The organism is Psychrosphaera sp. 1_MG-2023, assembly GCF_030548245.1.
In the GTDB taxonomy this organism is placed as follows: Bacteria; Pseudomonadota; Gammaproteobacteria; order Enterobacterales; family Alteromonadaceae; genus Psychrosphaera; species Psychrosphaera algicola.
In genome coordinates this window covers 256,110-279,703 of record NZ_JAUORW010000001.1, presented here as the reverse complement: position 1 = coordinate 279,703, position 23,594 = coordinate 256,110, and the positions used below count along the sequence as shown (strand labels likewise).

Annotated in this window: 17 protein-coding genes, 1 tRNA gene and 1 pseudogene; 9 read left to right on the top strand and 10 right to left on the bottom strand. The window is 38.6% G+C overall.

The features are described from left to right. Positions 1-201 carry a CPXCG motif-containing cysteine-rich protein gene (locus Q4575_RS01055; RefSeq protein ID WP_215962904.1) on the top strand — a complete coding sequence of 67 codons (201 nt, stop codon included), beginning with the start codon at positions 1-3 and terminating at the stop codon, positions 199-201. A 45-nt stretch (positions 202-246) separates the two neighbouring features. Here the strand turns inward: Q4575_RS01055 and Q4575_RS01050 are convergent, their stop codons facing one another. Next, positions 247-873, bottom strand: coding sequence for a riboflavin synthase subunit alpha (locus tag Q4575_RS01050; protein ID WP_215962903.1), 627 nt, complete (start codon positions 871-873; stop codon positions 247-249). A 219-nt stretch (positions 874-1,092) separates the two neighbouring features. Here Q4575_RS01050 and Q4575_RS01045 point away from each other — a divergent pair. Continuing rightward, positions 1,093-1,169: transfer RNA gene (locus tag Q4575_RS01045), tRNA-Val, on the top strand. A 433-nt stretch (positions 1,170-1,602) separates the two neighbouring features. Here Q4575_RS01045 and Q4575_RS01040 read toward each other — a convergent pair. From Q4575_RS01040 to Q4575_RS01030, 3 genes are read right to left on the bottom strand one after another with little or no spacing between them, the layout of a single operon-like run. Continuing rightward, positions 1,603-2,739: a DNA cytosine methyltransferase gene (locus Q4575_RS01040; protein ID WP_303521053.1), complete on the bottom strand. Its 1,137-nt coding sequence runs from the start codon at positions 2,737-2,739 to the stop codon at positions 1,603-1,605. Further along, positions 2,729-3,418: an MAE_28990/MAE_18760 family HEPN-like nuclease gene (locus Q4575_RS01035; protein ID WP_303521052.1), complete on the bottom strand. Its 690-nt coding sequence runs from the start codon at positions 3,416-3,418 to the stop codon at positions 2,729-2,731. Before Q4575_RS01035 ends, Q4575_RS01040 begins: the two co-directional genes overlap by 11 nt. A 1-nt stretch (position 3,419) precedes the next feature. Continuing rightward, positions 3,420-4,460, bottom strand: a complete 1,041-nt coding sequence (locus Q4575_RS01030; protein WP_303521050.1) for a DUF262 domain-containing protein — start codon at positions 4,458-4,460, stop codon at positions 3,420-3,422. 1,465 nt (positions 4,461-5,925) lie between these two features. Here Q4575_RS01030 and Q4575_RS01025 point away from each other — a divergent pair. From Q4575_RS01025 to Q4575_RS01005, 5 genes are all read left to right on the top strand, one after another. Then, positions 5,926-6,558 carry a PEP-CTERM sorting domain-containing protein gene (locus Q4575_RS01025; protein ID WP_303521049.1) on the top strand — a complete coding sequence of 211 codons (633 nt, stop codon included), beginning with the start codon at positions 5,926-5,928 and terminating at the stop codon, positions 6,556-6,558. A gap of 480 nt (positions 6,559-7,038) precedes the next feature. After that, on the top strand, positions 7,039-7,647 hold the full coding sequence (locus Q4575_RS01020; protein ID WP_303521048.1) for a PolC-type DNA polymerase III: 609 nt from the start codon (positions 7,039-7,041) through the stop codon (positions 7,645-7,647). Between the two features lie 360 nt (positions 7,648-8,007). Beyond that, complete coding sequence (locus Q4575_RS01015; RefSeq protein WP_303521047.1) at positions 8,008-8,805, top strand: ABC transporter ATP-binding protein; 798 nt, start codon at positions 8,008-8,010, stop codon at positions 8,803-8,805. Further along, complete coding sequence (locus Q4575_RS01010) at positions 8,802-9,512, top strand: ABC transporter permease (protein ID WP_215962893.1); 711 nt, start codon at positions 8,802-8,804, stop codon at positions 9,510-9,512. Before Q4575_RS01015 ends, Q4575_RS01010 begins: the two co-directional genes overlap by 4 nt. Continuing rightward, positions 9,513-11,186, top strand: coding sequence for a Gldg family protein (locus Q4575_RS01005; RefSeq protein WP_303521046.1), 1,674 nt, complete (start codon positions 9,513-9,515; stop codon positions 11,184-11,186). Here the strand turns inward: Q4575_RS01005 and Q4575_RS01000 are convergent. Continuing rightward, positions 11,179-12,045 carry a LysR substrate-binding domain-containing protein gene (locus tag Q4575_RS01000; protein ID WP_303521045.1) on the bottom strand — a complete coding sequence of 289 codons (867 nt, stop codon included), beginning with the start codon at positions 12,043-12,045 and terminating at the stop codon, positions 11,179-11,181. The genes Q4575_RS01005 and Q4575_RS01000 overlap by 8 nt on opposite strands. Before the next feature lie 360 nt (positions 12,046-12,405). Between Q4575_RS01000 and Q4575_RS00995 the strand changes: the two genes are divergently transcribed. After that, positions 12,406-13,536, top strand: coding sequence for an S-(hydroxymethyl)glutathione dehydrogenase/class III alcohol dehydrogenase (locus tag Q4575_RS00995; protein WP_303521130.1), 1,131 nt, complete (start codon positions 12,406-12,408; stop codon positions 13,534-13,536). Positions 13,537-13,687: 151 nt separating this feature from the next. Then, on the top strand, positions 13,688-14,530 hold the full coding sequence (fghA, locus tag Q4575_RS00990; protein ID WP_303521044.1) for an S-formylglutathione hydrolase: 843 nt from the start codon (positions 13,688-13,690) through the stop codon (positions 14,528-14,530). A 222-nt stretch (positions 14,531-14,752) separates the two neighbouring features. Here fghA and Q4575_RS00985 read toward each other — a convergent pair whose 3' ends face one another. The 5 genes and pseudogenes from Q4575_RS00985 to Q4575_RS00965 form a co-directional block, all read right to left on the bottom strand. Further along, positions 14,753-17,020, bottom strand: a complete 2,268-nt coding sequence (locus Q4575_RS00985; protein ID WP_303521129.1) for a heavy metal translocating P-type ATPase — start codon at positions 17,018-17,020, stop codon at positions 14,753-14,755. Positions 17,021-17,306: 286 nt separating this feature from the next. Beyond that, positions 17,307-17,690 (bottom strand): annotated as a pseudogene (locus tag Q4575_RS00980) (MerR family transcriptional regulator); the annotation flags it as partial. Between the two features lie 184 nt (positions 17,691-17,874). Then, the gene (locus Q4575_RS00975; protein WP_303521042.1) at positions 17,875-19,713 is read right to left on the bottom strand and encodes a PepSY domain-containing protein; all 1,839 of its coding nucleotides are present in this window, start codon (positions 19,711-19,713) and stop codon (positions 17,875-17,877) included. Between the two features lie 5 nt (positions 19,714-19,718). Beyond that, entirely contained in the window at positions 19,719-20,447 is a 729-nt protein-coding gene (locus tag Q4575_RS00970; protein WP_303521041.1) for a PepSY domain-containing protein, read from the bottom strand. Then, positions 20,447-23,584 carry an efflux RND transporter permease subunit gene (locus tag Q4575_RS00965; RefSeq protein WP_303521040.1) on the bottom strand — a complete coding sequence of 1,046 codons (3,138 nt, stop codon included), beginning with the start codon at positions 23,582-23,584 and terminating at the stop codon, positions 20,447-20,449. The genes Q4575_RS00970 and Q4575_RS00965 overlap by 1 nt, the downstream gene beginning before the upstream one ends. Positions 23,585-23,594 lie beyond the last annotated feature (10 nt).

The following is a 23,594-nucleotide window of genomic DNA, read 5'->3' as shown; positions in this document are numbered from 1 at the left end:
ATGGATACCTTTGAAAAAACAATTTTATGCCCACATTGTGGACACCACGTGCACTTTACGTTTGATGCATCAAATGGTGACCAGAACTACTATGAAGATTGTGCCGCCTGCTGTAATGCAATCCATATAGACATGCACTTAGATAACGTTCATCAAAAAATTGAATTGAAACTTGATGCGGACGACGAACAAATTTATTAGTCGTCGCCCTACGGCTTTTAATCACTGTGGCAAACCTAGTTATCGTTATTTATTATTTGCTAAATAGCGTTCTACTGTTTGCACGATAGAATACGTTTGTTGATCAACTTCTAGGTTTAAACGGTCGCCCATTTTAACAGTGCCTAAATTAGTGGCCTGCAATGTTTCAGGTATTAAGTGTAGAGAGAAACCATCAGGTTTGACTTCACCAACGGTTAAACTGCAACCATTTATCGAGACAAAACCTTTATATAAAATAAACTTCATCCAATTTGGATCGACTTGCAGTTGGATTGAGCAGTTGTCTTTGTTTTGTTCAACACTAACGACTAAAACAGAATCGTGAATATGACCCGACACAATATGACCGCCGAGTTCAGTGCCAAATGTAACACTGCGTTCTAAGTTAACCTTTTCGCCCTTCTGCAATTTGCCTAAATTTGTTTTGTCTAATGTTTCATCGATAATATCAAATTGCACGTGGCCATTTCTCTCACCTAAATCGCTTGCAAATTTTGTTACCGTTAAACAGACACCATTTATCGCAATACTTGCACCAATATTTAAACGTTGCAGGTGCTCACTGGCTACAGACAAAGTTAATGTCCTAAATTTGTCATTACCAACAAATGAAATTACGGTGCCTTTGGTTTGAACTATTCCTGTAAACATATAAGTCGCTAATCTAAATAAAAAGATAATGGCAGGACTATACCAAAATATCTAATTTGAGATCAGTTTAAGAGTGTAAAATAGACGAAATTACTGAATTAGAATCGTTGTCTGATTATAAAATCCGCAAACAAACGGCATTTTAAAAAAACGTCTTGCTTTTTTATAGGCGCCTACTTAACATAGCGCCCGTCTTAACGACAAACTATTTAAAAATGTACGACCGTAGCTCAGCTGGTTAGAGCATCACCTTGACATGGTGGGGGTCGGTGGTTCGAATCCACTCGGTCGTACCAATTCTTTATCCCCTAAAAGAATTGAAAATATGCAAATTCAAAAATTAGTTTCAAGCAAGAAAAAGCACACCGCTCCTTGTGACGTAACTCCTTTCTGCCCCGAAAGGAGTTAGGCTAATAGCAATAACGGCAAAGTCGGCTATAAAGATGGGTGTTTTAAACTGATTTTAGAGCTTGGAGTTAGCTAAACATGCAGAGCTTCAACATACAAGTGGTCAAGTTAAATTGGCCACTAAAACTTGGAAGTTCTGGTAGTAATAAGCCTAAATGACGAGTCGCTCTTAGACCAAAATCGTAACTTGTTTTAACAGAAAGAAACTAAGCCCAAGGTTTTTCACCTTGGGCTTTTCGTTGTTAATCTATCAGGTAACTCTCTTAATAGTTGGCTAAGGTTATGTCAAATTAATAAAATGAGCTTTATATTCTAATTTCATTAAGCAATTTCTTTGAAGTAATGGCTGCAAATAGAAAAAGTTAGTTGTGGTGGAACAGCATTCGCAATCATTTTACGTAACTCAGTAAGCTTAGAGGTAGATTCAAATGAATAATAATCAGGAAATCCTTGTATTCTTGCTGCTTCTCTAGAGTTAATAGTCCTTTTTTCGGATGGGTGGATGTACCGACCTTGTCCCATAGAACCGTAACCAGAAGTGATTGTTTGAGCAGGTTCATCCCAATTTAATCTTCCATAGACTGACTTATAGGAATGTGATTTGTCACGGTGACAAGGTGGTCTCTGTGAGTTAGGCAAATCATACAAGTTATTATCAAACAAGAATTGAACTCTTGCGATATTTTCTTTAGATAATTTCCCAGATTTATAAATCAATTCATCACTTGCTTGTGAGTCTTCTATATATTCTCTTAATGTAGCTTTCTGTTCTCGTTGCTTTAATGTTGCTAAACAACTAATAAAATTTTGGTTCTTCGATGCAACAAGCAAATGCCTCTTTCGGGATTGTGGTAATCCCAAATCAAGAAAATTAATATTAATATGCTTTACAGTGTATCCTTTTTCTGACAAATGCTTTTCTGTAACTTGAACTACGCCCTCTTTAGAGTGAATGACTGTAGGTACATTTTCTATTATGATCAAGTCAGGTTCAAAAACTTCTACAGCTCTAATACAAGAAAGGTATAGCTTGTTTCTAGGATCATACCTTCTAGTCGAGTTATTCAAATCTGAATGCCCTTGGCAAGGTGGACCTGCTACTAAAACATTTACTTTTCCAACTTTAGTTTTTAGCTCTAGCTCTTTGCTATTTAGTTCTTTTGAGAGTTCTGAATCAAATAACTCAAGAATGTCATTCTTTTCGACTGCTCCATCAATGTGAGGGATATTGTCTTTAAAAACATTTAGAGGAGCTAAATTTGAATCCAATGCGAAAGCACATTTTGCTCGTAAACCATTGAGTTCAGCAGCTCTAACAATACCGAGAGAAAGTCCACCACAACCTGAGAACAAATCAACAAACCTAAGCTCACTTTTATTATTGTTATCTAATGTAGTTCTCTTAGTCTTAACCCATTTAAGGACATGCTCTTTTTCTAAAAATATTTCATGCTGCATATTGTGTATTTTCGATGTGCTTTTTTATATTTCTCAATGAGCTGCGCAAAAATACAACAGCTTGATTTTTGATAGCTATTATATCACTTACTGTGTACTGCTGTCCGCAATCTGAAAAACTGATGTTACCATGGGCTAGAGAGTTTCTTTGATCTTTTATAGTTCTCAACTCTGCACCATTAAACGCTCTATAATGGGTTTGAGTTGATATTTTATGCTTTTCAAATAGCTTACGAATTTCCCTAGCATCTAGATTGCCACTCAAATGAAGCTTCCTTGGATCTAGTTCGACACTGCTCGAATCCAACACTTTATCTACCATACCTTTTATTAACTGCCTATAGCTAGATTGATTAGCAGAACAAGGCTCCATTTTTCTAAAGCACTGTTCAATCCAAATTTCCTTAACATGGCTATCAAATTCCTGAAGATGTTTCTCTTCGGAATTCATTTGCTCATATAACTTAGTCATAGCTCCCCTGATGCATGACTCAACTAAATTATAAAGCATTAAAAAGCATGAAGCCTTCATTGTTTTTAAGGCCAATGTTTCAACAGCTTTATCTCTTTTTCCCATAATTGAAATTTTTGCATCATTATGCGAAAGGTAAACTAATAATGTTAAATACTCATTAAGTTCAGTAACTCTTTCTTGAAAATCTTCGATTACATCTTCCATGCTATTCCTTTAACAATTGATCTCTAACAAATTCAACACGCCCTTTCAATTTAGGCCCTGAATTACTCGCATGGGTTGTTGTTTGATTAATAAAACCTTCACTATCTAACCAATCCATTGATTTTGGTACCAAATATTTATTCTCTCTAAGAGCCAAATTCACTCCTATTGCTATAGCTTCAAATCTAACTCTAGGTGTAGTTTTTGCATTTTTAGTCTTAGCAAAACCTGAAGGGAAGTGTTTAGAGACAAAATTCATAGTCCTAGTAAACTCAGTAAACATCACATCATGATCAAAATCTTCTTTATTTTGAACTAAGTATGAATCAAGAAATTTACCAACATCATGTTTAAAGGTTTTATATGAATTTGAATATGCGAAAAAACGTAAAACAAGTTCTTCTCGCTCTCTTCTTTTAATTGTTGCCTCGCTCGCTGGACAAAGTTTCTTGAAGAGTTCATTGCTTGAGCATTTAATAATAAATTTCATAAACGGAGAGTTGAAATCCCCTCTTCTTATTTCACTATCTCTTGCTTTGACAGAGCTAGTATTTATCCTATGAAAAATTTCTTGCCTTCTCTCTACACTGGTAGAGTCTTCTAAAACAACTAACCTCAAGGCTTTTGTATCAAACTTTCTTTTTTGAGAAATAGATAAATTTTTATATTTAAACCCAGCTAACGAATCTAATATTTTAGGCTTCTTAAGAGTTAAATCATTATTACAAAACTGCTCTAATGTCTGAATTCTCTGGGCACCATCTACTATTTCTAATCTGCCGTCATCAAGATCTGCAACGAACATCATAGGAATTGGCAAACCCAACAGAATTGACTCGATAAAGTCTATTCTATGTTTTTCAGGCCAAATGAATTTTCTTTGGTATTCAGGAATGAAAAACAACCCATCTTGAAACTGCTTAATAATATAATCTATTGTAAAATCTCGTAAATCATATTTAGTTTCTTTCTGTTGAGCTTTGATTTGTGCTTCTGCTATTTTTTTCTGCTCTTCTGTAATTTCAACAATTTTTTTAACCACTTATACTCATCCATAAATAAGAATTACTATTGTCATTATATTAATGAATAGCTTTACATAATGAAACCTATATTAATGGGTTAGTGCAAAATTTAAACACATATCCATACCTTGGTTATAACCAAACTAATCGAGGTTTTTATACAAAAGAAAAAGTTTAATTTTACCAATGCAAGCATCAAAGCATTAGCTTCCAACCCAGTAGAATCAAAATGTACCGAATGTTAGTATGCAGATACTGAGAACATTGATCTTAAGTGTTTATCGGGTAAGTCAGGTAACAAGCATTGGATGTTGCGTTATACCATGGAAGGTAGAAAACACGCTATCACGCTAGGTCGCTTTCTTGATCTAGATGTTACTGCCGCTCGCAATATCGCCACATGTTTTCAAATATATACCCAGTTAAGAGTCCTTCCTCGTGAGGGTTTTCCTCAGGATAAGATCCCAAAGTTATTATGCGGCATATCGGCCACCCGACGTAATAACAAATTGTATTGATGAAAAACTCTATTAACACCTTAGTCAAAATTTGTAATATCGATTCTATCATTTCGATTTCCTAATGGTGTTTTGTGCCAATAACTGACTGCCAACTAGTTCAAATGAACAAGTAGATCGCCAAAGTCCCAAACTAAGGTTCCAACCACAACAATGGATGCTTCCATTATAGTTGTCTGAGACAAATAAATCTCAGGAGCAAACATTTCGCCATTTGACCTTTAATATCGAATGCAGCTGTTAAAACTCCAATGCACACTAAAATGGAGCCACTCCTTGCAAACCAACTCCAGACACCAAGATGTGAACTTAATTGGTAAAAGCCGAATAAAACAACGGTTGATAATACGCAAGCTAAAGCTATTCGACGTGACAAACCAATAGTATTAATTAGTCCCACATTTTCCATTCGAGAATCTCAAACAAATTTGAAGTTAGGCCTTAAAAGGTACCACACCAATAAAAGTTAGTTAACTTGATTGTCTGGTGATCGCTCATAACCAAATAAGAGTTTTGTACCAATTTCGGACATTAGTAACGCTGCCATATTGGGCATAGTTTGTGGAATGGTGCTTTAGGGGAAAGTAGCGAAGCCATCTAAAAGCGCCGTGGATCAAACAATATCCCTATGATGGCCTTATTAGGCAAAGTATTCATTCAATGCCTCTACTTGTTATTTAGTCATAACCCATTTGGAGTCAGCGTAGACTTCCCCTATCCTCCCATAATAGTTCACTGGCGCTGGTGCCCTATTCTGGTAAACCAACTTATTAGGTAGCGAAGGATAAACTTAAATTATTCGACTTAAGTTGTTTTGCTGCACCTAAGTGTCGAAAATTTTTACACTCATGAAATTTGGCTGTTTACTTATAAAGCTAAGGTATTGTAATTATTACAAAATATTCAATTGGCTTAATATGTGCTTTTCCTAATTAACAAACCTCATAAATTAGGAAATTGAATAATGAAAAAAGTAACCGCTCTAGCACTGATATTCGCTGGCTTAATATTGTCAGCTACAGCACAGGCTACCGTTATTTCCTTAGACGCCTATTTAGGCAGTGATTGGAAGGCAACGGTCACCCCAGAATCATTTGACAATACCTGCTACCCCTGTGCTTCTAATATCTTTGCGACAGGCTTAACATGGGAATCAGCGAACAGCGGGTGGAACATTAGCGCTAGCTATGATGACTCTTCTTGGTCTGCATACAGCGGTGGCTTACCTGCTGGGGCACTTACTCCATTCTATGCACGTCAAGTATTCAACATCGATGGGACTCCAAACTATGGAACATTTTCTATAGGCGTTGATGATGACTCGCTAGTTTGGGTTAACGGTATACTTGTTCCTGGGCTAATTGATAATAACGGTGGCAATAGTGGCGTTCAAACGGCTGATATAACGAGCTATTTGGTATCCGGTGACAACGTCATAGCCTTTAAGGCACACAACAGTGCAGGCGGCGGTTTTGGAGTTTACGGTCTTACTGGTTCAGTGACATACGAAGCCAATGCTGTGCCAGAACCTACAACATTAATGCTTCTTAGTCTTAGTATTGCAGGAATAGTCTTTAATCGACGCAAAAAAGTGTAATCACCTTTTTAAAACAAAGTTCAGGTCTTTCCAAACCACACTTCAATGTCACTTCAGTTAGAAACACGTGATTGATGCGGTAGGTAAAGACTTGACTTTAGCTAAGCGCTCTCATGCAGGGCTGGTTACTTCTCAATACCTAACATGCCTCAGCGAATGTGAAAGTCGATGCCGTATCGAACAAAACCCACCTGTTGTACAAGGGCTTAAGTAAAGTCATTTGAAATCCCCCCTTCCTGCTTCAGTGCTAGTATACTCAGGTTAATGGCTGGCGCCTACCTAGCACGTTTTCGTTCAAAAAATTGAAAAGAAATTGGTTTCCGGACAGTCGTACCCATTTTTATCCCATAAAATATTTAAGCTCAGAAAGAGTTCATAATCCCAAAAATTTATACTTCAGCTTAGAAAATTTAAATTTGTTGTTAGAGCACCCAAAGACTTGTTGTATATTGCTGTCACTTTGACTAAAAGATTTTTAAAATGAACGCACACACTGTAATTGTTCTCGACTTTGAAACCACAGGTTTATCACCGGATAACGGGGATAGAGCAATTGAGATTGGTGCGGTCAAATTAGTTAATGGTGTTATTACGGAGCGATTTCAGGAATTAATGGATCCTGGACGGCCAATAAATTATTTTATCGAAGATTACACCGGAATTACCAACCAAATGTTAAGTTCGGCTGCACCTTGCGGTGAAGTTATGGCCCGATTTGCTGACTTTATAAAGGGGCACAACTTAGTTGCCCATAACGCTTCATTTGATAAACGATTTTTAGACAGTGAACTTCAACGTATTTCCGCAGATTATGATGGCGACTTTGCTTGTTCTCTTCTCTTATCAAGAAGATTGTATCAAGATGCACCAAACCATAAACTTGGCACATTGGTAAACTACAAAAATATTGAATCCAACGGCAGCTTTCACAGAGCGTTATATGACTCTGAAATGACTGCGAAGTTATGGTTAGTGATGCTTAATGATATAGAACAACAAACAAGTGTTAGTGACGTTCCGTTTTCACTTATACAGAGGTTATCAAAAATGCCTAAAAAGAACATTGATACCTTTTTAGCAAAGCTTTAATCGTAAAATTAACTGCAAGTTCCCGCCATATGCATAACCCAGAACATTACGTCAAAATGTAACTTAAAAGCTTTTGAATAAGCTTTGGTATTTTCTGCTTTATTACGTCATCTCCTCTCCTAATTAGTAACGTTAAAAAACCAAAGTTACTAGTACGTGTTACACTCAAAATTAAAGTTAAGCGCTTATCTCAACAATTGTTTAGATCCTGAGGGGTTTATGGTTAATATGTTGTTTTGCGTACTCATTTTTTAGAAAAACAACAAACGGTTTTGTATATTTCATTTCGTGATATATGAACGCGCTAAAATATGGTTTTAATCAGGTTTGAATACACCCATCTTTAAAGAAGGCGATTTAGTGAAGATCCTAACAGTTGATAATATCAGTAAGCGCTTTGGTTCACATCTGGCGGTAGACAATGTTAGTTTTGAAATAAACCAAGGTGAAATTGTTGGTTTTTTAGGAAAAAATGGCGCTGGTAAAACAACCTTAATGCGCATGATTACGTCGTTCTTGGCCCCAACGACGGGTAAAATATTGGTAGACGGTGATGACATCTCCAAACATTCCCTAGCTATAAGGCAAAAGATAGGTTATTTACCGGAATCCCCTCCTTTATACGCAGAAATGTCGGTTTATCAATATTTGAAGTTCGCTGCCGAAATAAAGGAAGTTCCAGCAAAAAAACTGACGGTACAAATCGCAAAAGTAATTGATGAGTGCAACTTACAAGAGGTTGCAAAAAAAACCATATCAACCTTGTCTAAGGGTTACAAACAGCGTGTTGGTATAGCGCAGGCTATTATCCACGACCCTAAATTACTTATTTTAGACGAACCCACGAGTGGTTTGGATCCGATTCAAATTCAACAAGTCTTGTCGTTAATTAAAAATCAACGTGAACAACGAACCGTATTACTCAGTACTCACACTTTGTCAGAAATTGAGCAAATAGCAGAGCGCATTTTAATGATTAAGACAGGTAAGTTGGTTATCGACGAACCTTTAGAAACACTGCTTCAAAACTATAAAGGCGGAAGTATAGGTGCTTTAGGTGACAATCCCCTAAACAAGGTTGCTACGTTAGAGCAGATATTTATCGATTTTCACGGCGTTAGTGCCAAGTCAGCAATAGCAGATAATAAAACACAATGAATAAAATTTATGCGTTAACCAAAAAAGAATTGCGAAGTTACTTTAGCAGTCCTATTGCCTACATTATTCTTATTGCGTGCTTGTCCTTGTTCAATATTTTGTTTTTTATGATCATTGACCAAAATAAAGAAGTGTCGTTAAGAGATGTGTTTCAGGTAATGGAATTTATGTTTATTTTCATTATTCCAATGTTAACGATGAAAAGTTTTGCTGAAGAAAAAGCAAATGGCACGATGGAATTTTTATTAACTGCGCCTTTAACACCGAGCATGATTGTACTAGGAAAATATTGTAGTGTTTTACTATTTTACTCTCTTTTAATTGGCCTAACTGGAAGTTACTATTTTATCGTTGAGTACTTTGGTGAACCTGATTCAAGTAGCATGCTTTCCGGTTATCTCGGAATTTGGTTAGAAGGCGCACTGTTTATTGCTATCGGACTATTAACCTCTTCTTGGACCCGCAATCAAATTATTGCTGCAATGTTGTCGTACATCATTTTATTTATGCTCTATTTTTCAGTTACCTTTAGTAAGTATTTTACGGGAGCCGCTGAAAACTTCGTCATACAACTGAGTACCCGTACACATCTTGAGAACTTTGCAATTGGCATGATATCCATTGGTGACCTTGTATATTACCTTGCAGGTATTGTTCTTTGTTTGACCCTCACCCGTGTCAGTATAAATCATAGGAGCTGGTCTTAAATGAACAACATGGAAGTGTTAAAAAGCAAATTTAAATCAATCTCGCCGATTTTGATGGCAATGTCTCTAGTGATGGTCGCTTTAGGGTTATCTCTGTTTTACATCAATGCACAAAGCACGTTTTGGTCATGGACGTTAGCAAGTTTTTTGATTTTTATCGGTTGTTTATCCACAGTAGTTTTATTTTGGTTTCTATTCACAAAAAACAAGCAAACCGTAGAAAACAGTTACAAAACACAAGACAGCCTTTATGGTCGCTGGCGCACCCCTATTTTGATTGTTTTGTTAATAATAGCGAGCGTGGGATTTTTAGGAATAAGTCATTACATTGCAGGAAAGTTTCCAACGCCTTGGGACGTCACTGTTGGTAAACAGCATACAATGACTAGTAATACCATTAAATTGGTCAGTTCTCTAAATAAGAATGTTGAGTTAACCGCGTTGCACGTAGGGACTCCGCCAAAATATCTACAGGATTTATTTAACAATTACGAGCGATTGTCCAATGACTTTATTACCACTCAAATAATTGACCCAATTGAAAACATTTCATTTGCTGCAACCTTTGGTAACGTTGTTAATAGTGACGAGCAGAAAGTTATCGTACAGTCTGACAATGTACGACAGGACGTTGATTTTACTAAAGACTTGCTGACAGAAGAACAACTAACCAATGCAATCGCTCGTGTGACTCGAGAGCCAGCAAAAGTGTATTTTCTCCAAGGGCACGGAGAATATTCAACTTCCAATCAAGGCAATATTGGTTTGTCGACGTTTAAGCAGCTACTCGACGACAACAACATTCAAAGTTATCCACTAATGTTAGGTATCACACCTGAAATTCCAACGGACTGTGACGTGTTAATTATCGCGGGGCCAAAAACAAACTTAACTACACAGGAACAAACATTAATTACCAACTACTTAAGAGATGGTGGTGATGCGTTATTTTTGATTGAACATTCTTTGGTAACAACCCCAGATCAGCCGCTAACCGACGAGCAGCAACAGCTAAATCCATCACTTAATGAGATAATAAATCAGTGGGGACTTAATGTAGAGTCCGATGTTGTGGTCGACTTGACCAATCATATAGGAAATGATGTAGGCAGCCCTGCGACTAAAAATTATCAAAATCATAAAGCCATCACAGCTGATCTTGATTACACATTCTACGTTCGACCTCGTTCTATTAAAATAGTTGATGGTCGTCGTCCAACCATTAAACTTGCTGTAATTGCCGCCACAGCTTCTAAAGATCAAAGTTGGGCGGAAACAAATCGATATTTAGAAGTTCAATATGATGCAGGCGTCGACACCATAGGGCCTGTGCCAATGTCTTATGTCGTCCTTGAAGAACATAAAGGGCGACATGCAGGCGATGGCGTAACACTAAAAGCAAAATCAGATACTCGGCTAATTGTATTCACCGATGCAGACTTCTTGACGAATGTTTATATCAATCAATACAGTAATTCAAAAATGGGATTAAACGTTGTTAATTGGTTAGCCGATTTGGACTATCAAACCTTGATGAGTTCAAACCAAATAAAAGTTGAGCGACTTGATTTAACCAGTCAACAAAAACGGGTAGTCGTCGTGATACTGTTTTTCTTGCCGTTTTTGATCGCCCTATTCGGTCTAGTGGTCTGGATGAAGACTAAAGTTAACTAAGTTCTGCTGCTAAATAGTCAACTAAAAAGCGGATCTTCGGTGATAGGTGCCTGTTTTGTGGGTAAAGGGCCCAAATCCCCTCGTCGGGTACCCGGTGGTTATCCAACAAGGAAACAAGTTCACCGTTTTCTAAGTACTGTTGTACGTAATAATCTGGTAGTTGCACGATGCCCAACCCTTTGAGCGCCGCGTCGACTAGACCAAAACCACTGTTGTATCTAAGCTTGCCTTTTACTCGCACATTTAGGTCTCGTCCATCTCCTTTAAAATGCCAACTGTCTAACGTGCCAAGTAAACAGTTGTGTTTGTTTAGCTCAGATAACGTATGCGGTGTGCCAAATTGTGTTATGTAACTAGGTGACGCACAGACATAGTTTGTTCTAGATCCAAGTTTTTTAGCCATCATAGTTGAGTCAGCTAAGTTTCCAACTCGAATGGCTAAGTCGTAACCACCGTCGACTAAATCTATTTGGTGATTACTTAAATACGCATTAATTTCGATTTCATTATGTTGTGCCATAAAGTTGTTTAACAAAGGTAAAATATAATGCTCACCAAAGGTGACTGGCGCAGTCATTTTAATCTTTCCCTTAGGTGTCGACTGCAAATTGGTGATTGCACGTTCTGCCGCATCTAATCCGTCAAGCACGCTTCTACAATGTTGATAAAATATACGCCCTTCTTCCGTTAAAGCGACTTTTCGAGTGGTTCGATAAAACAGTTTTACGTCTAAACGACGTTCTAATGCGCTAATTTGACGACTTACTTGAGCCGTTGAAATAGCCAGCTTTTTTGAAGCTAAGGTAAAGCTTTCACTTTCAGCGACAAATACAAATTCACTGATCCCTTCCCAATTCATTAAAACCTACCTTTAAATGCCTTTTGTTAAAGTACGACTTCAACCATAATAAAATTTAATTTAGCAGTACAAAAATAATAGTCGTAATGATGTAACACTTACCCCTTAAATACCATTGATTATTACATATAGGTAAAACTGATTTGTAATTTTGACCTATTATCACAAACTAAAATCTGAACTAGACTTACTTCACTTAATGCAGTCAGATCCATTAATGTTAATAATACGTTCTGCCATAGGTCAGCTTAAATAACATAGATTTCTGTCTCTAATTGTAGATAAATCAAAACCTTGGTAGATATCTAGCTAGTTTCGGCTATTGCAATAAACACATATTAATTAAAAGCGAGAATTATGATGTCCGATCAATTTATTAAATCAAAGGCGGCAATTGCCTGGGGTCCAAACCAACCAATGACAATTGAAGAAGTTGATGTCATGTTGCCAAAAAAAGGCGAAGTTTTGGTTAAAATTGTTGCGTCTGGTGTGTGTCATACTGACGCATTTACCCTATCTGGTGAAGATCCGGAAGGGATCTTTCCTGCAATTTTAGGTCATGAAGGTGGTGGCATAGTAGAACAGGTAGGTGAAGGTGTTTCAAGCGTGCAAGTTGGCGATCATGTCATTCCACTTTATACGCCTGAATGTGGCGAGTGTAAATTTTGTACTTCTGGCAAAACCAATCTATGTCAAAAAATACGTACCACTCAGGGCCAAGGGTTAATGCCGGATGGTACTACCCGCTTTTATAAAGATGGTCAGCCAATTTTCCACTATATGGGTTGTTCAACGTTTTCTGAATATACTGTTTTACCAGAAATATCATTGGCGAAGGTCAACAAAGCTGCGCCACTAGAAGAAGTTTGCTTATTGGGGTGCGGTGTCACAACAGGTATGGGCGCTGTAATGAATACAGCCAAAGTAGAAGAAGGCGACACGGTTGCAATCTTTGGCCTTGGTGGCATCGGTTTATCTGCAGTAATCGGTGCAACGATGGCAAAGGCAAGCCGAATTATTGTTATTGACATCAATGAAAGCAAGTTTGAATTGGCTAAAAAATTGGGTGCAACAGATTGTATTAATCCTAAATTGCATGACAAACCTATCCAAGACGTTATTGTTGAGCTAACTGATGGCGGTGTAGATTATTCGTTTGAATGTATTGGTAATGTTGATGTTATGCGCTCTGCCCTTGAATGTTGTCATAAAGGTTGGGGAGAATCGGTGATTATTGGCGTAGCAGGTGCCGGTCAAGAAATATCAACTCGTCCATTCCAATTAGTGACCGGTCGAGTTTGGCGCGGCACTGCATTTGGTGGCGTTAAAGGTCGTACTGAATTACCAAACTACGTAGAGCGTTACTTACAAGGTGAGTTTAAACTTAGCGATTTTATTACACATACTATGCCTTTACAGGATATTAACTCGGCATTTGACCTTATGCATGAAGGCAAAAGTATTCGCACTGTTATTCACTTTGATAAATAGCAACTGATTATAGTGGCTGCTTTATGTTAAGCAGTCACCTTAAATTACATCTTTTTATTGTACATAAAACACAAACTTATCGTCGCTTTTAAATTAGTGAGTTAGGTCGTATTGGTTTGTGAAGTTCAAATTAGGCAGTTAGGGCAAAAACATGACAATTGAAAATATTAGTGCAACTAAGAGTTTTAATGGCTGGCACAAACAGTATCGACACAAGTCCAACGTACTTAATTGCGAAATGCAATTTGCTATTTATCTACCACCGCAGGCAACTAGCGGTCAGCCTGTGCCTGTTTTATATTGGTTATCTGGATTAACCTGCACTGATGAAAATTTTATGCAAAAAGCCGGTGCTCAACGCATTGCTGCAGAACTAGGCATTGCTATAGTTGCGCCTGATACCAGCCCTCGTGGCGATAATATTGCTAACGATGAAGGTTATGATTTAGGTCAAGGCGCTGGGTTTTATGTAAATGCGACGCAATCCCCCTGGGATAAACATTACAAAATGTATGACTACATTGTTGATGAGTTGCCAGCTCTAATTGAAACAACATTTCCGGTAACGGACAAACGCGCGATCTCGGGACACTCTATGGGTGGGCATGGGGCATTAACGATATCAATGTTAAACCCTGACCGATACGCGTCGGTTTCAGCCTTTAGTCCTATTAGTAACCCTATGAACTGCCCTTGGGGTCAAAAAGCATTTAGTGCATATTTAGGTAACGACAAAGCTGCATGGCGCAAGCATGATGCCAGTGAACTTATGCGAATTGCCACCAAATTTGTTCCTACAAAAGTTGATCAAGGAAACGCAGATAATTTTTTAAATGAACAGCTGAAGCCTGAAACACTCGTTTCGGCAGCACAAATAAGTGGTTATCCGCTTCAATTAACTCAGCATGATGGTTACGATCACAGTTACTTTTTTATTGCGAGTTTTATTGAAGAACACTTACGCTTTCACGCAATACATTTAACAATAAGTTAGGTTCTTACTCGCAATTTATGCTGGATCAAAATGTAAAAAAACGGGAAAATCATTAGCCCGTTTTTTATATTTGTTATTTGTTCGGTGGTTGATACAACCAAAACCACCACACAATGAAGGCGATTAAACCGATTCCAACTAAATTTATCAATAACATTGATTTTATCCTTAGTTAATATTACTTAAGCAAATATAGAGCGTGTTAGCGCAAAAACTAATTGATTATTGCTTTGGACTCATATGAGTAGAATTGATTTTTAACCAGCGCAATCGGTTAGCGTTCGACACCACCGTTACTGACGACAACGCCATCGCAGCGCCCGCGACGACTGGGTTTAGCAACATCCCAGTTAATGGATAAAGTACGCCTGCGGCCACTGGGATCCCGATAATATTGTATATAAAGGCCCCCACAAGGTTTTGTTTGATGTTTCTAATCGTTGCTCGACTTACGGCAATACCATCAACTAACCCATGGAGTGAACCTCTAATGAGTGTGATATCGGCACTTTCAATAGCGACGTCTGTGCCGGTCCCAATCGCAAAACCAACATCAGCTTGCGCCAATGCGGGGGCGTCATTTATTCCATCACCAGTCATCGCTACGATTTGATGATCAGTTTGAAGATGTTTAACATAAAGCGCTTTTTCCTCTGGTAATACTTCCGCTTTAAAATCGTCTACCCCGACTGATTTTGCAATTGCTTTTGCCGTGTCATAATTATCACCAGTCAACATAACGACGTTTATACCAAGTTGTTGTAATCGCAGAATGGCTGGCTTTGAATCAGATTTGATTGGGTCGGCCACGGCGATAATCGCGGCTAGTTTATTATCAACAGCAAAAAACATAGGCGTTTTTGCTTGTAGGGCAAAGCTTTTTGTTAAATCTGTATATTCATCAATTTGAATGCCACTGTCGGCCATAAGCCTAGCATTGCCAAACGATAGCAATTTATTATCACAATGAGCTTCAACACCCTTCCCTGTTTTTGAAGAAAACTGCGTTATTTTGACCAACGGTAAATTACGTTCTTTTGCGCTTTCTACAATTGCCTGAGCTAATGGATGTTCAGAGCCAGACTCTAAACTCGCGGCCAGAGATAATATGTCGTTTTCTGACATTAGATTTACAACATGGATGTCGGTCACCTTTGGTGATCCTTCTGTAATAGTGCCAGTTTTATCAAGCACCATAGCGGTAATCTTTGATGCCGATTGCAGCGCATCGCCGTTACGGATCAATATGCCGGCTTCAGCAGCTTTACCAACACCTACCATAACAGACATCGGTGTTGCTAAGCCGAGTGCACACGGACACGCAATAATTAGCACGGTCGTTGCGGACACCAATGCAAAAGCGATAGTGGGTTCAGGTCCAAAGTTGAGCCATACCAATGCACTACAGACCGCGATAATTAGTACAATAGGGACGAAGTATGCGGATATGACATCTGCCAATTTAGCGATTGGCAACTTAGAGTTTTGGGCTTTTTTAACTAAGGTAATGATATTAGCTAATGCGGTGTCTTTACCTACTTTGTTCGCCTTAAATAAGAACATACCGGTTTTATTTATGGTGCCAGCGATTACTTTGTCGCCTGTGTTTTTTGCAACAGGCATAGGTTCACCGGTTAACATGGCTTCATCAACCGTTGAAGCGCCAGATATAACATGTCCATCAACTGGTATTTTTTCACCCGGTCGTACTTTCACAATATCGTTAATTACCACTTGTTCAATTGCAATCGTAACCTCTTCGTTGTCCCTAACAACAATCGCTGTTTTGGGCTGTAAACCAATAAGCCGTTTAATCGCTTCAGATGTTTTACCACGAGCTGTAAATTCAAGCGAAAGTCCCAAATTAATAAGCCCAATGATCATCGCCGTCGCTTCGAAATACACATGACGAGCCATTTCTGGAACCATCATTGGCGATAGAACAACTACCATAGAATAGAGCCACGCAGTACCTGTTCCTAATGCAACTAAGGTATCCATATTGGCAGAATGATTTTTAAAACTTTTCCAAGCACTGCTATAAAAATGGCCTCCGGATAAATACATAATAGCCAAGGTCAATAAACCAATGGTGCCCCAGACCGCGCGTTCGTTGTTTGTTACGACGGTCATCTCGCCAATAAACATGCCGTATATCATAAGAGGAATACCAAGTGACAAAGCCGTAACGGTATTTTTTATTAACTTTTTGTATTGTAATTCATCAAGCTTTTGTTTTTCTTCCTCGGCTTCCTCACTAACATTGTCGTTAACGATAGTTGCTTTATACCCCGCTATATCCACTGCATTTTGGAGTTTTGTTACGATAGCTTTTTTACTATTATTTTCAACGTTGGCAACGACAACAACCGTCCTGTCGCCAAAATTCATTTCCGCCGACGATACATTTTTAACCGTGCGCAATGCTTTTTCGATTTTTAATACACAACTCGAACAAGAAGCGCCTTCAATGAGTAATATAATTTCCATCTGATTTTGAGGTTGAGCTTCAGATTTAGATTCAGATTCAGATGCAGTGCCGATATTGCGTTGACTATCCTTTTCTTCAGGCAATTGTTTAGCTTTACAGCAGCTACTTTGGGCTGGTTTTAACTGTTCTTTTGAATTTGTAAGTTCACTTATCGTTGAGCTATTCTTTGTCATGAGTCTCGCCTCCTAACGTATTTGGTCCTGTCTTTTGAGGACAGCTATTGTGATTAGAAGTTTCAATACCAGCTAATGTAACTTCCTCAGGTTTACTCATGCCAGCATGTCCAATTAAATGGCAGACCATATCAGATGTAGGACACCGGTCGTCCATTTTTTCCCACAAAGACAGCGTATCCGTCATTTTCTGTCGTAGCGCTAACATCGCTTGGAACTGTTTTTCTGTTTTTGCTAACCGTTGTTTAATTATTTCTCGAACCATAGGACACGCGGTTTTACCCTGCTTTGCCTCAATTAAAATGTTTTTTATGTCTGAAATCGTAAAGCCCAAACTACGAGCACTAAGTATGAATTTGAGCTGAGATACATCTTGAGGGGAATAGTATTTATAGCCATTGCTACTTTTAGTGGGCTTAAGCAATTTTTCTCTCGTATAAAAACGTACAGTATCAGCAGAAATGTTTAACAAACTGGCGAGTTCAGATACTTTCATCAGCATATCCTTTGGTGGTTATACAATTAATATGGTCAGTTTAAACCTGTGAGTTAGACACAGGTCAACCTTGTTTTAGAATTATTAACCCGTATGTTCGAAAGCTAAGTTAATCGCTTAAGAGCCATATATTAGATATACAACGGGCCTAAAGCAGGCCACATCGATGTTAGGGAGCCTTCAATTATTTTGAGTTACGACTAAAGTCATCTTTAAATATATTTACACTATCGATACCCAACAAATGCAGTTTATTTTCTACTTCAATCATCATTGCAGCAGGGCCGCACAAATAAAATTCAATGTCGGTAAGGGGTTCGTCTTGATTAATGTAATCTTCCAATATGTCTTGAACGTAGCCTTCGCGACCTTGCCAGTTTGAACTCGGCTGCGATAAAACAGGGACATAATTAAAGCTGCTATTAGTTGACTCTAATTTTTGAAATTCATCTTTGTAAAGCAAATCCTTTTCAGTTCGTGCGCCAAAAATAAAAAGTGTTGGGTTGCTAACGTCATACTTATTAAACTGTTCAAAAATAATTGCCCTCAGCGGCGCCATACCAGAACCCGCACCAATAAAAACACGTCTGTTTAGTGAGTTTGGACGAGCGTAAAATTCACTAAAAGGCCCCGTTGCTTCGATAGTATCGCCAAGCGAGAGTGAACATAAATAGCTTGAACCAATCCCTACCTCGCCAATTTTATTTACCGGAACTTGCCACCGAACAGCAAATGTTAACTGATGAGTTTCAGTATCAAAGTTGACAATTGAATAACTTCTAACGGTTTTGTCGTGTTGTAATGTTTGGCTTGCCATACCTTTCCAAAACGATTGATAACCCTCTGGTACATCGTCAAACGTGGCTTCATATTGGCTAGCAGGAATATGGAATTGCATATACGCCCCAGCTCTATAGTTTAAAACCGCATTTGAAGTAGGTTCAAATTTAAGTTCTTTTATAAATGGCGTAACAAATTCACTAGAAACTAAAGTCAGGTAAATGTGTTTTGCATTTAATTGTTTAGCCAACGTAATATTCTCTAATTCACTAACGTTATGTTGGCACGAAAGTCGGTATCCCTGCTCTAATTCCTCCTTTGATAATTGTTGTCTATCCGCTGGCCATATAGATGCATCTTTATTTGCAATAAACTTACATTTACCGCAGGTTCCCCCACCGCCACAACTAGATGGTATAAAGACACCTTTAATCGCTAAACTTTCCAATACAGTGTCGTTGCTCTTTAAGATGAGAGTCTCAGTTTTAGAGTTATCTGAATAATGTAACTGGACCGCCTTATTTTCTTTATAAAATGAAATTTTAAACTGTTGAGATTTAACTAACTCTACCAACCAAATCAGTCCTGATATTGACAAAAAAAACGTAGCCGCGCCAAATAGAATAATCCACCAATTATTGAAACTCCCCTGATTGTTATAGTCCATAAAATGCAAAGTAAACATGAGGTCACGTAATCGACGATCGTCATTAAAGTGACCAACAACCTCACCTGTGTAGGCATTTACAAAAACTTCCGTATTATCAACATCACCTAATTGTACTTTCCATACAGCTGTTTTTTGTTTTGGCAAATTATCTATAGGCGGTTGAACAAAGCTTATTATTGGCTCAGTTACCGTCCCTGTGAATGACTGCTTTGCAATTTTTAATGCATCCCTTTCTGTTAACTGAAAAGACGTGCCTGTCACCGCGTGAACAACGAGTTGATCTTGTAGCGCTTCTGCATGTGCTGGTAGCTCATATTTTAATTGATAATAGGGTTCACCTAAGATCCAAACTAGATTGAGCGCTTTCGGCGCGGGTAATCCCAATGATTTTATCGGCTTAAACACAAAGTCTTGATGGTTCCCAATTTGACTAACATGTTGGCGATTGTTGTTCCCCGTGGCTTTTTCGTGGTCCATCAAATTAAAATAGAGACCCGTTGCTAACCAAATGAGTAATTGAATACCTACAAATAACGATGCCCATTTGTGAACTGTTTTACTCAATTTATACATATTCGTTATTTAACCTCATTGTAATTGGGTTTAAATACGCGAATATAAGTAAGCACTGCTCCTGCAAATGCCGCCAAAATCCCAAGAGAAGCCACTAATAATAAGAACCAATTAGCGACGTTTTCTCCATCATCATAATCCATAATATGGAAGCGCCACATCCAGTCGAATAATCGCCAAAAATCATGCCTTTTAGTGACTAACTTGCCCGACTCCTGGCTAATGTATAGCGTCGGTGAGGAAAACTGATCATAATCTATTTTCCAAACAGGAATATAACGAGAAGATAATTCAGGAGGTACGTCTGTAGACTCACTCAGAAGCCTTATTGATTTTATTTCACTATTGCCGCTATATTTACTTTCAGCGATATGAATTGCCATCATTTTGTCGATTACCGGTAATATAAGCCCTGTTTTAGCATCTACCAACCGCCAGCTAGGTTTGCTTTTTGGCTCTGAAAACAGATAAACCGGCCGGTTGATTAAAGTCGTCAACGAAATCGACTCAGCCTTTGGATATTGCGCTAAAAGGTCGCTTATTGGGTACGTTACCTGTGATAACGCTATCGACGCTTCATTCTCTTTAACTAAGGTTTCGCCATGAATATAGTGGATATCAAAGCTCACCATATATAGACCAGTCAAAGACCAAAATAGAAACTGCACACCAACAAACGCCATAAGCCATTTGTGGTATTTTCGAATACTTCGGATCATGATGTTTCCTTTCATTACGTTTCCTTATTTCCGACCGTTAACTTTGTTACTTCCTTAAGATAAAAAACAGCCGGTAATACCACGAGAGTCAACATTACCGCACTTGCCATGCCACCTACCATAGGAGCAGCAATTCGACTCATCACTTCAGAACCAACGCCTGTGCCATACAAAATAGGTAGCAAACCGACAATTATTGCCGCGGCAGTCATCATTACAGGTCTTACCCGCATACCAGCACCTTCTATAATGGCACTCTGTATATCCGCTTTAGTCACCGGTTTATTTTCCTTTAGCAATGTTTGATACATCGAGTTAATTGCCTGATTTAAGTAAACTAACATGATCACCCCGATCTCCACAGCAACACCGGCCAATGCGATAAAGCCGACACCAACTGCCACTGAAAAATTAAAGCCTTGTAAGTACATTAACCAAATACTGCCTACCATAGCCAATGGCAAAGTCCCCATAATAATGAATACTTCCGCAACGTTTCTAAAATTGAGGTACAACAATATTACAATTATCGCTAATGTTAATGGCACTACAAAAGTTAGCTTTTCTTTAGCCCGCAACATATATTCATATTGCCCAGCCCAAGCGATAGAATAACCTGATTTTATTTGTAATTGCTCCGAGACGACTCGTTGTGCTTCTTGCACATAAGTACCGATATCCGCCCCTTCTATATCGACAAACACCCAACCGTTTATTCTGGCATTCTCACTTTTAATTCCCGGCGGACCATCTTCAATCAAAACATTAGCGACATCCGCTAATGAAATACGCATCCCATCCGGTGTAACTATTGGTAATCGTGAAAGTTTTTCAGGTGAGTCTCGATAGTCCTGTGGGTAACGTAAATTAACCGGGTATCGTTCTTGACCTTCAACTGTTTGCGTAACATTCATACCACCAATCGCAGAGGCTACAACTTGTTGTACATCGGCGATATTTAAACCATAGCGCGCTGCTTTTTTACGTTGAATGTCGACTTTAAGATAACGGCCACCGGCGACTCGCTCGGAGTAAACAGACGAAGTACCAGGTACAGTCATCAATATTTTTTCCAACGATTTCCCTATTTCTTCAATATCTTTTAATTTAGGTCCAGCAATCTTAATCCCGACAGGCGTTTTAATGCCTGTAGCTAACATGTCTATTCGAGTTTTTATCGGCATTACCCAGGCATTGGTTAACCCAGGAAATTGAACTAAATTATTAAATTCTTTCTTGAGGCTCTCAGTTGTGACACCGTCACGCCACTGCTCCCGTGGTTTAAGCTGAATTATGGTCTCAATCATAGTTAATGGCGCGGGATCGGTAGCCGTTTCAGCACGCCCTACTTTGCCAAATACAGTTTCTACTTCTGGAACGGTTTTAATCAACTTGTCCGTTTGTTGTAATAATTCACGGGCTTTACCAATTGAAATACCTGGGTATGTTGTGGGCATATACATTAAATCGCCTTCATCTAAGGGCGGAATAAACTCACTACCTATTTTACTTATTGGCCAAAAACCCGCTACGGTTACTAAAAATGCCGCAACAATAGTCGACTTTGGATAAGTTAAAACCTTATTTAATGTCGGTAAGTATATTGCCGTTAACAATCTGTTTATTGGGTTTTTATGCTCAGCTAATACTTTACCTCTAATAAAATACCCCATTAAAACAGGTACTAAAGTTATAGCGAGGGCCGCTGATGCAGCCATTGCGTACGTTTTAGTAAACGCCAATGGAGAAAACATTTTTCCCTCTTGGGCTTCTAACGTAAATACCGGTAAAAACGAAACCGTTATGATCAACAGTGAAAAAAACAACGCAGGGCCAACTTCACTTGCCGATTGAGCTACGATCTGCCAGCGATTCTTGTCTGTTAGCGGTGTTTTCTCCATATGTTTATGCATATTTTCAATCATGACAATTGCGCCGTCTATCATTGCACCTATAGCTATTGCAATACCACCTAATGACATGATATTGGCATTGATCCCTTGCAAATGCATGATGATAAATGCCGTTAGGATACCGACTGGCAAGCTGATGATAGCAACCAATGACGATCGTAAGTGGAATAAAAAGACCATACAAACTAATGCAACAACAGCAAATTCTTCTAACAATTTTGTCCATAAGTTTTCTACAGCATCGTCAATAAGTCCTGAACGGTCGTAAACCGTGACAATTTCGACGCCTTTAGGAAGTCCCTTTTTGAGTTGTTTAAGTTTTGCTTTAACACCTTCAATCGTTTGCTGTGCGTTTTCGCCAAATCGCATAACAACAATCCCACCAACAACTTCGCCTTCACCATTTAACTCGGCAATACCTCGGCGCATTTGTGGCCCTAAACTTACCTGGGCTAAGTCACCAATGGTTAATGGTGTTCCTTGTTTATTAACACCAAGTGGAATTGCTTCAATGTCTTGAATATTCTTAATGTAACCAGACGCGGTAACCATATATTCAGCTTCGGCCATTTCGACGACAGAAGCGCCGGTTTCTTGATTACCGCGTTGTAGAGCTGTTTTTATATGGTTTAGTGGTACACCGTAAGCTCTAAGTTTATCTGGGTCAATTTGGACTTGGTACTGTTTAACCATGCCACCAATTGCGGCGACTTCTGACACCCCAGCCACTGTTTGTAATTCATATTTTAAAAACCAATCTTGCAAGCTACGTAATTGGCTAATGTCGTGTTGCCCCGTTTTATCAATTAATGAATACAAATATACCCAGCCAACGCCGGTAGCGTCGGGTCCTAATTGCGGACGTGCACTTGGTGGTAATGAAGGTGTAACTTGACTCAAATACTCTAACACTCGGCTGCGAGCCCAGTATAAATCGGTAGATTCGTCAAATATGACATAGACAAATGAATCGCCAAAAAATGAATAACCACGCACGGTTACAGCGCCAGGCACAGATAACATTGCCGTGGTTAATGGATAGGTTACTTGGTCTTGAACAACCTGTGGTGCCTGGCCTGGATAATTGGTTTTTATGATCACCTGTACATCTGATAAATCAGGTAATGCATCTACAGGTGTATTTTTGACGGAATATAATCCGGCACCAACGATTATTATTGTGGCTAAAATAACAAAAAAACGGTTTTGAATTGACCATCTGATAATTGCTTCAATCATTAAATAGTCT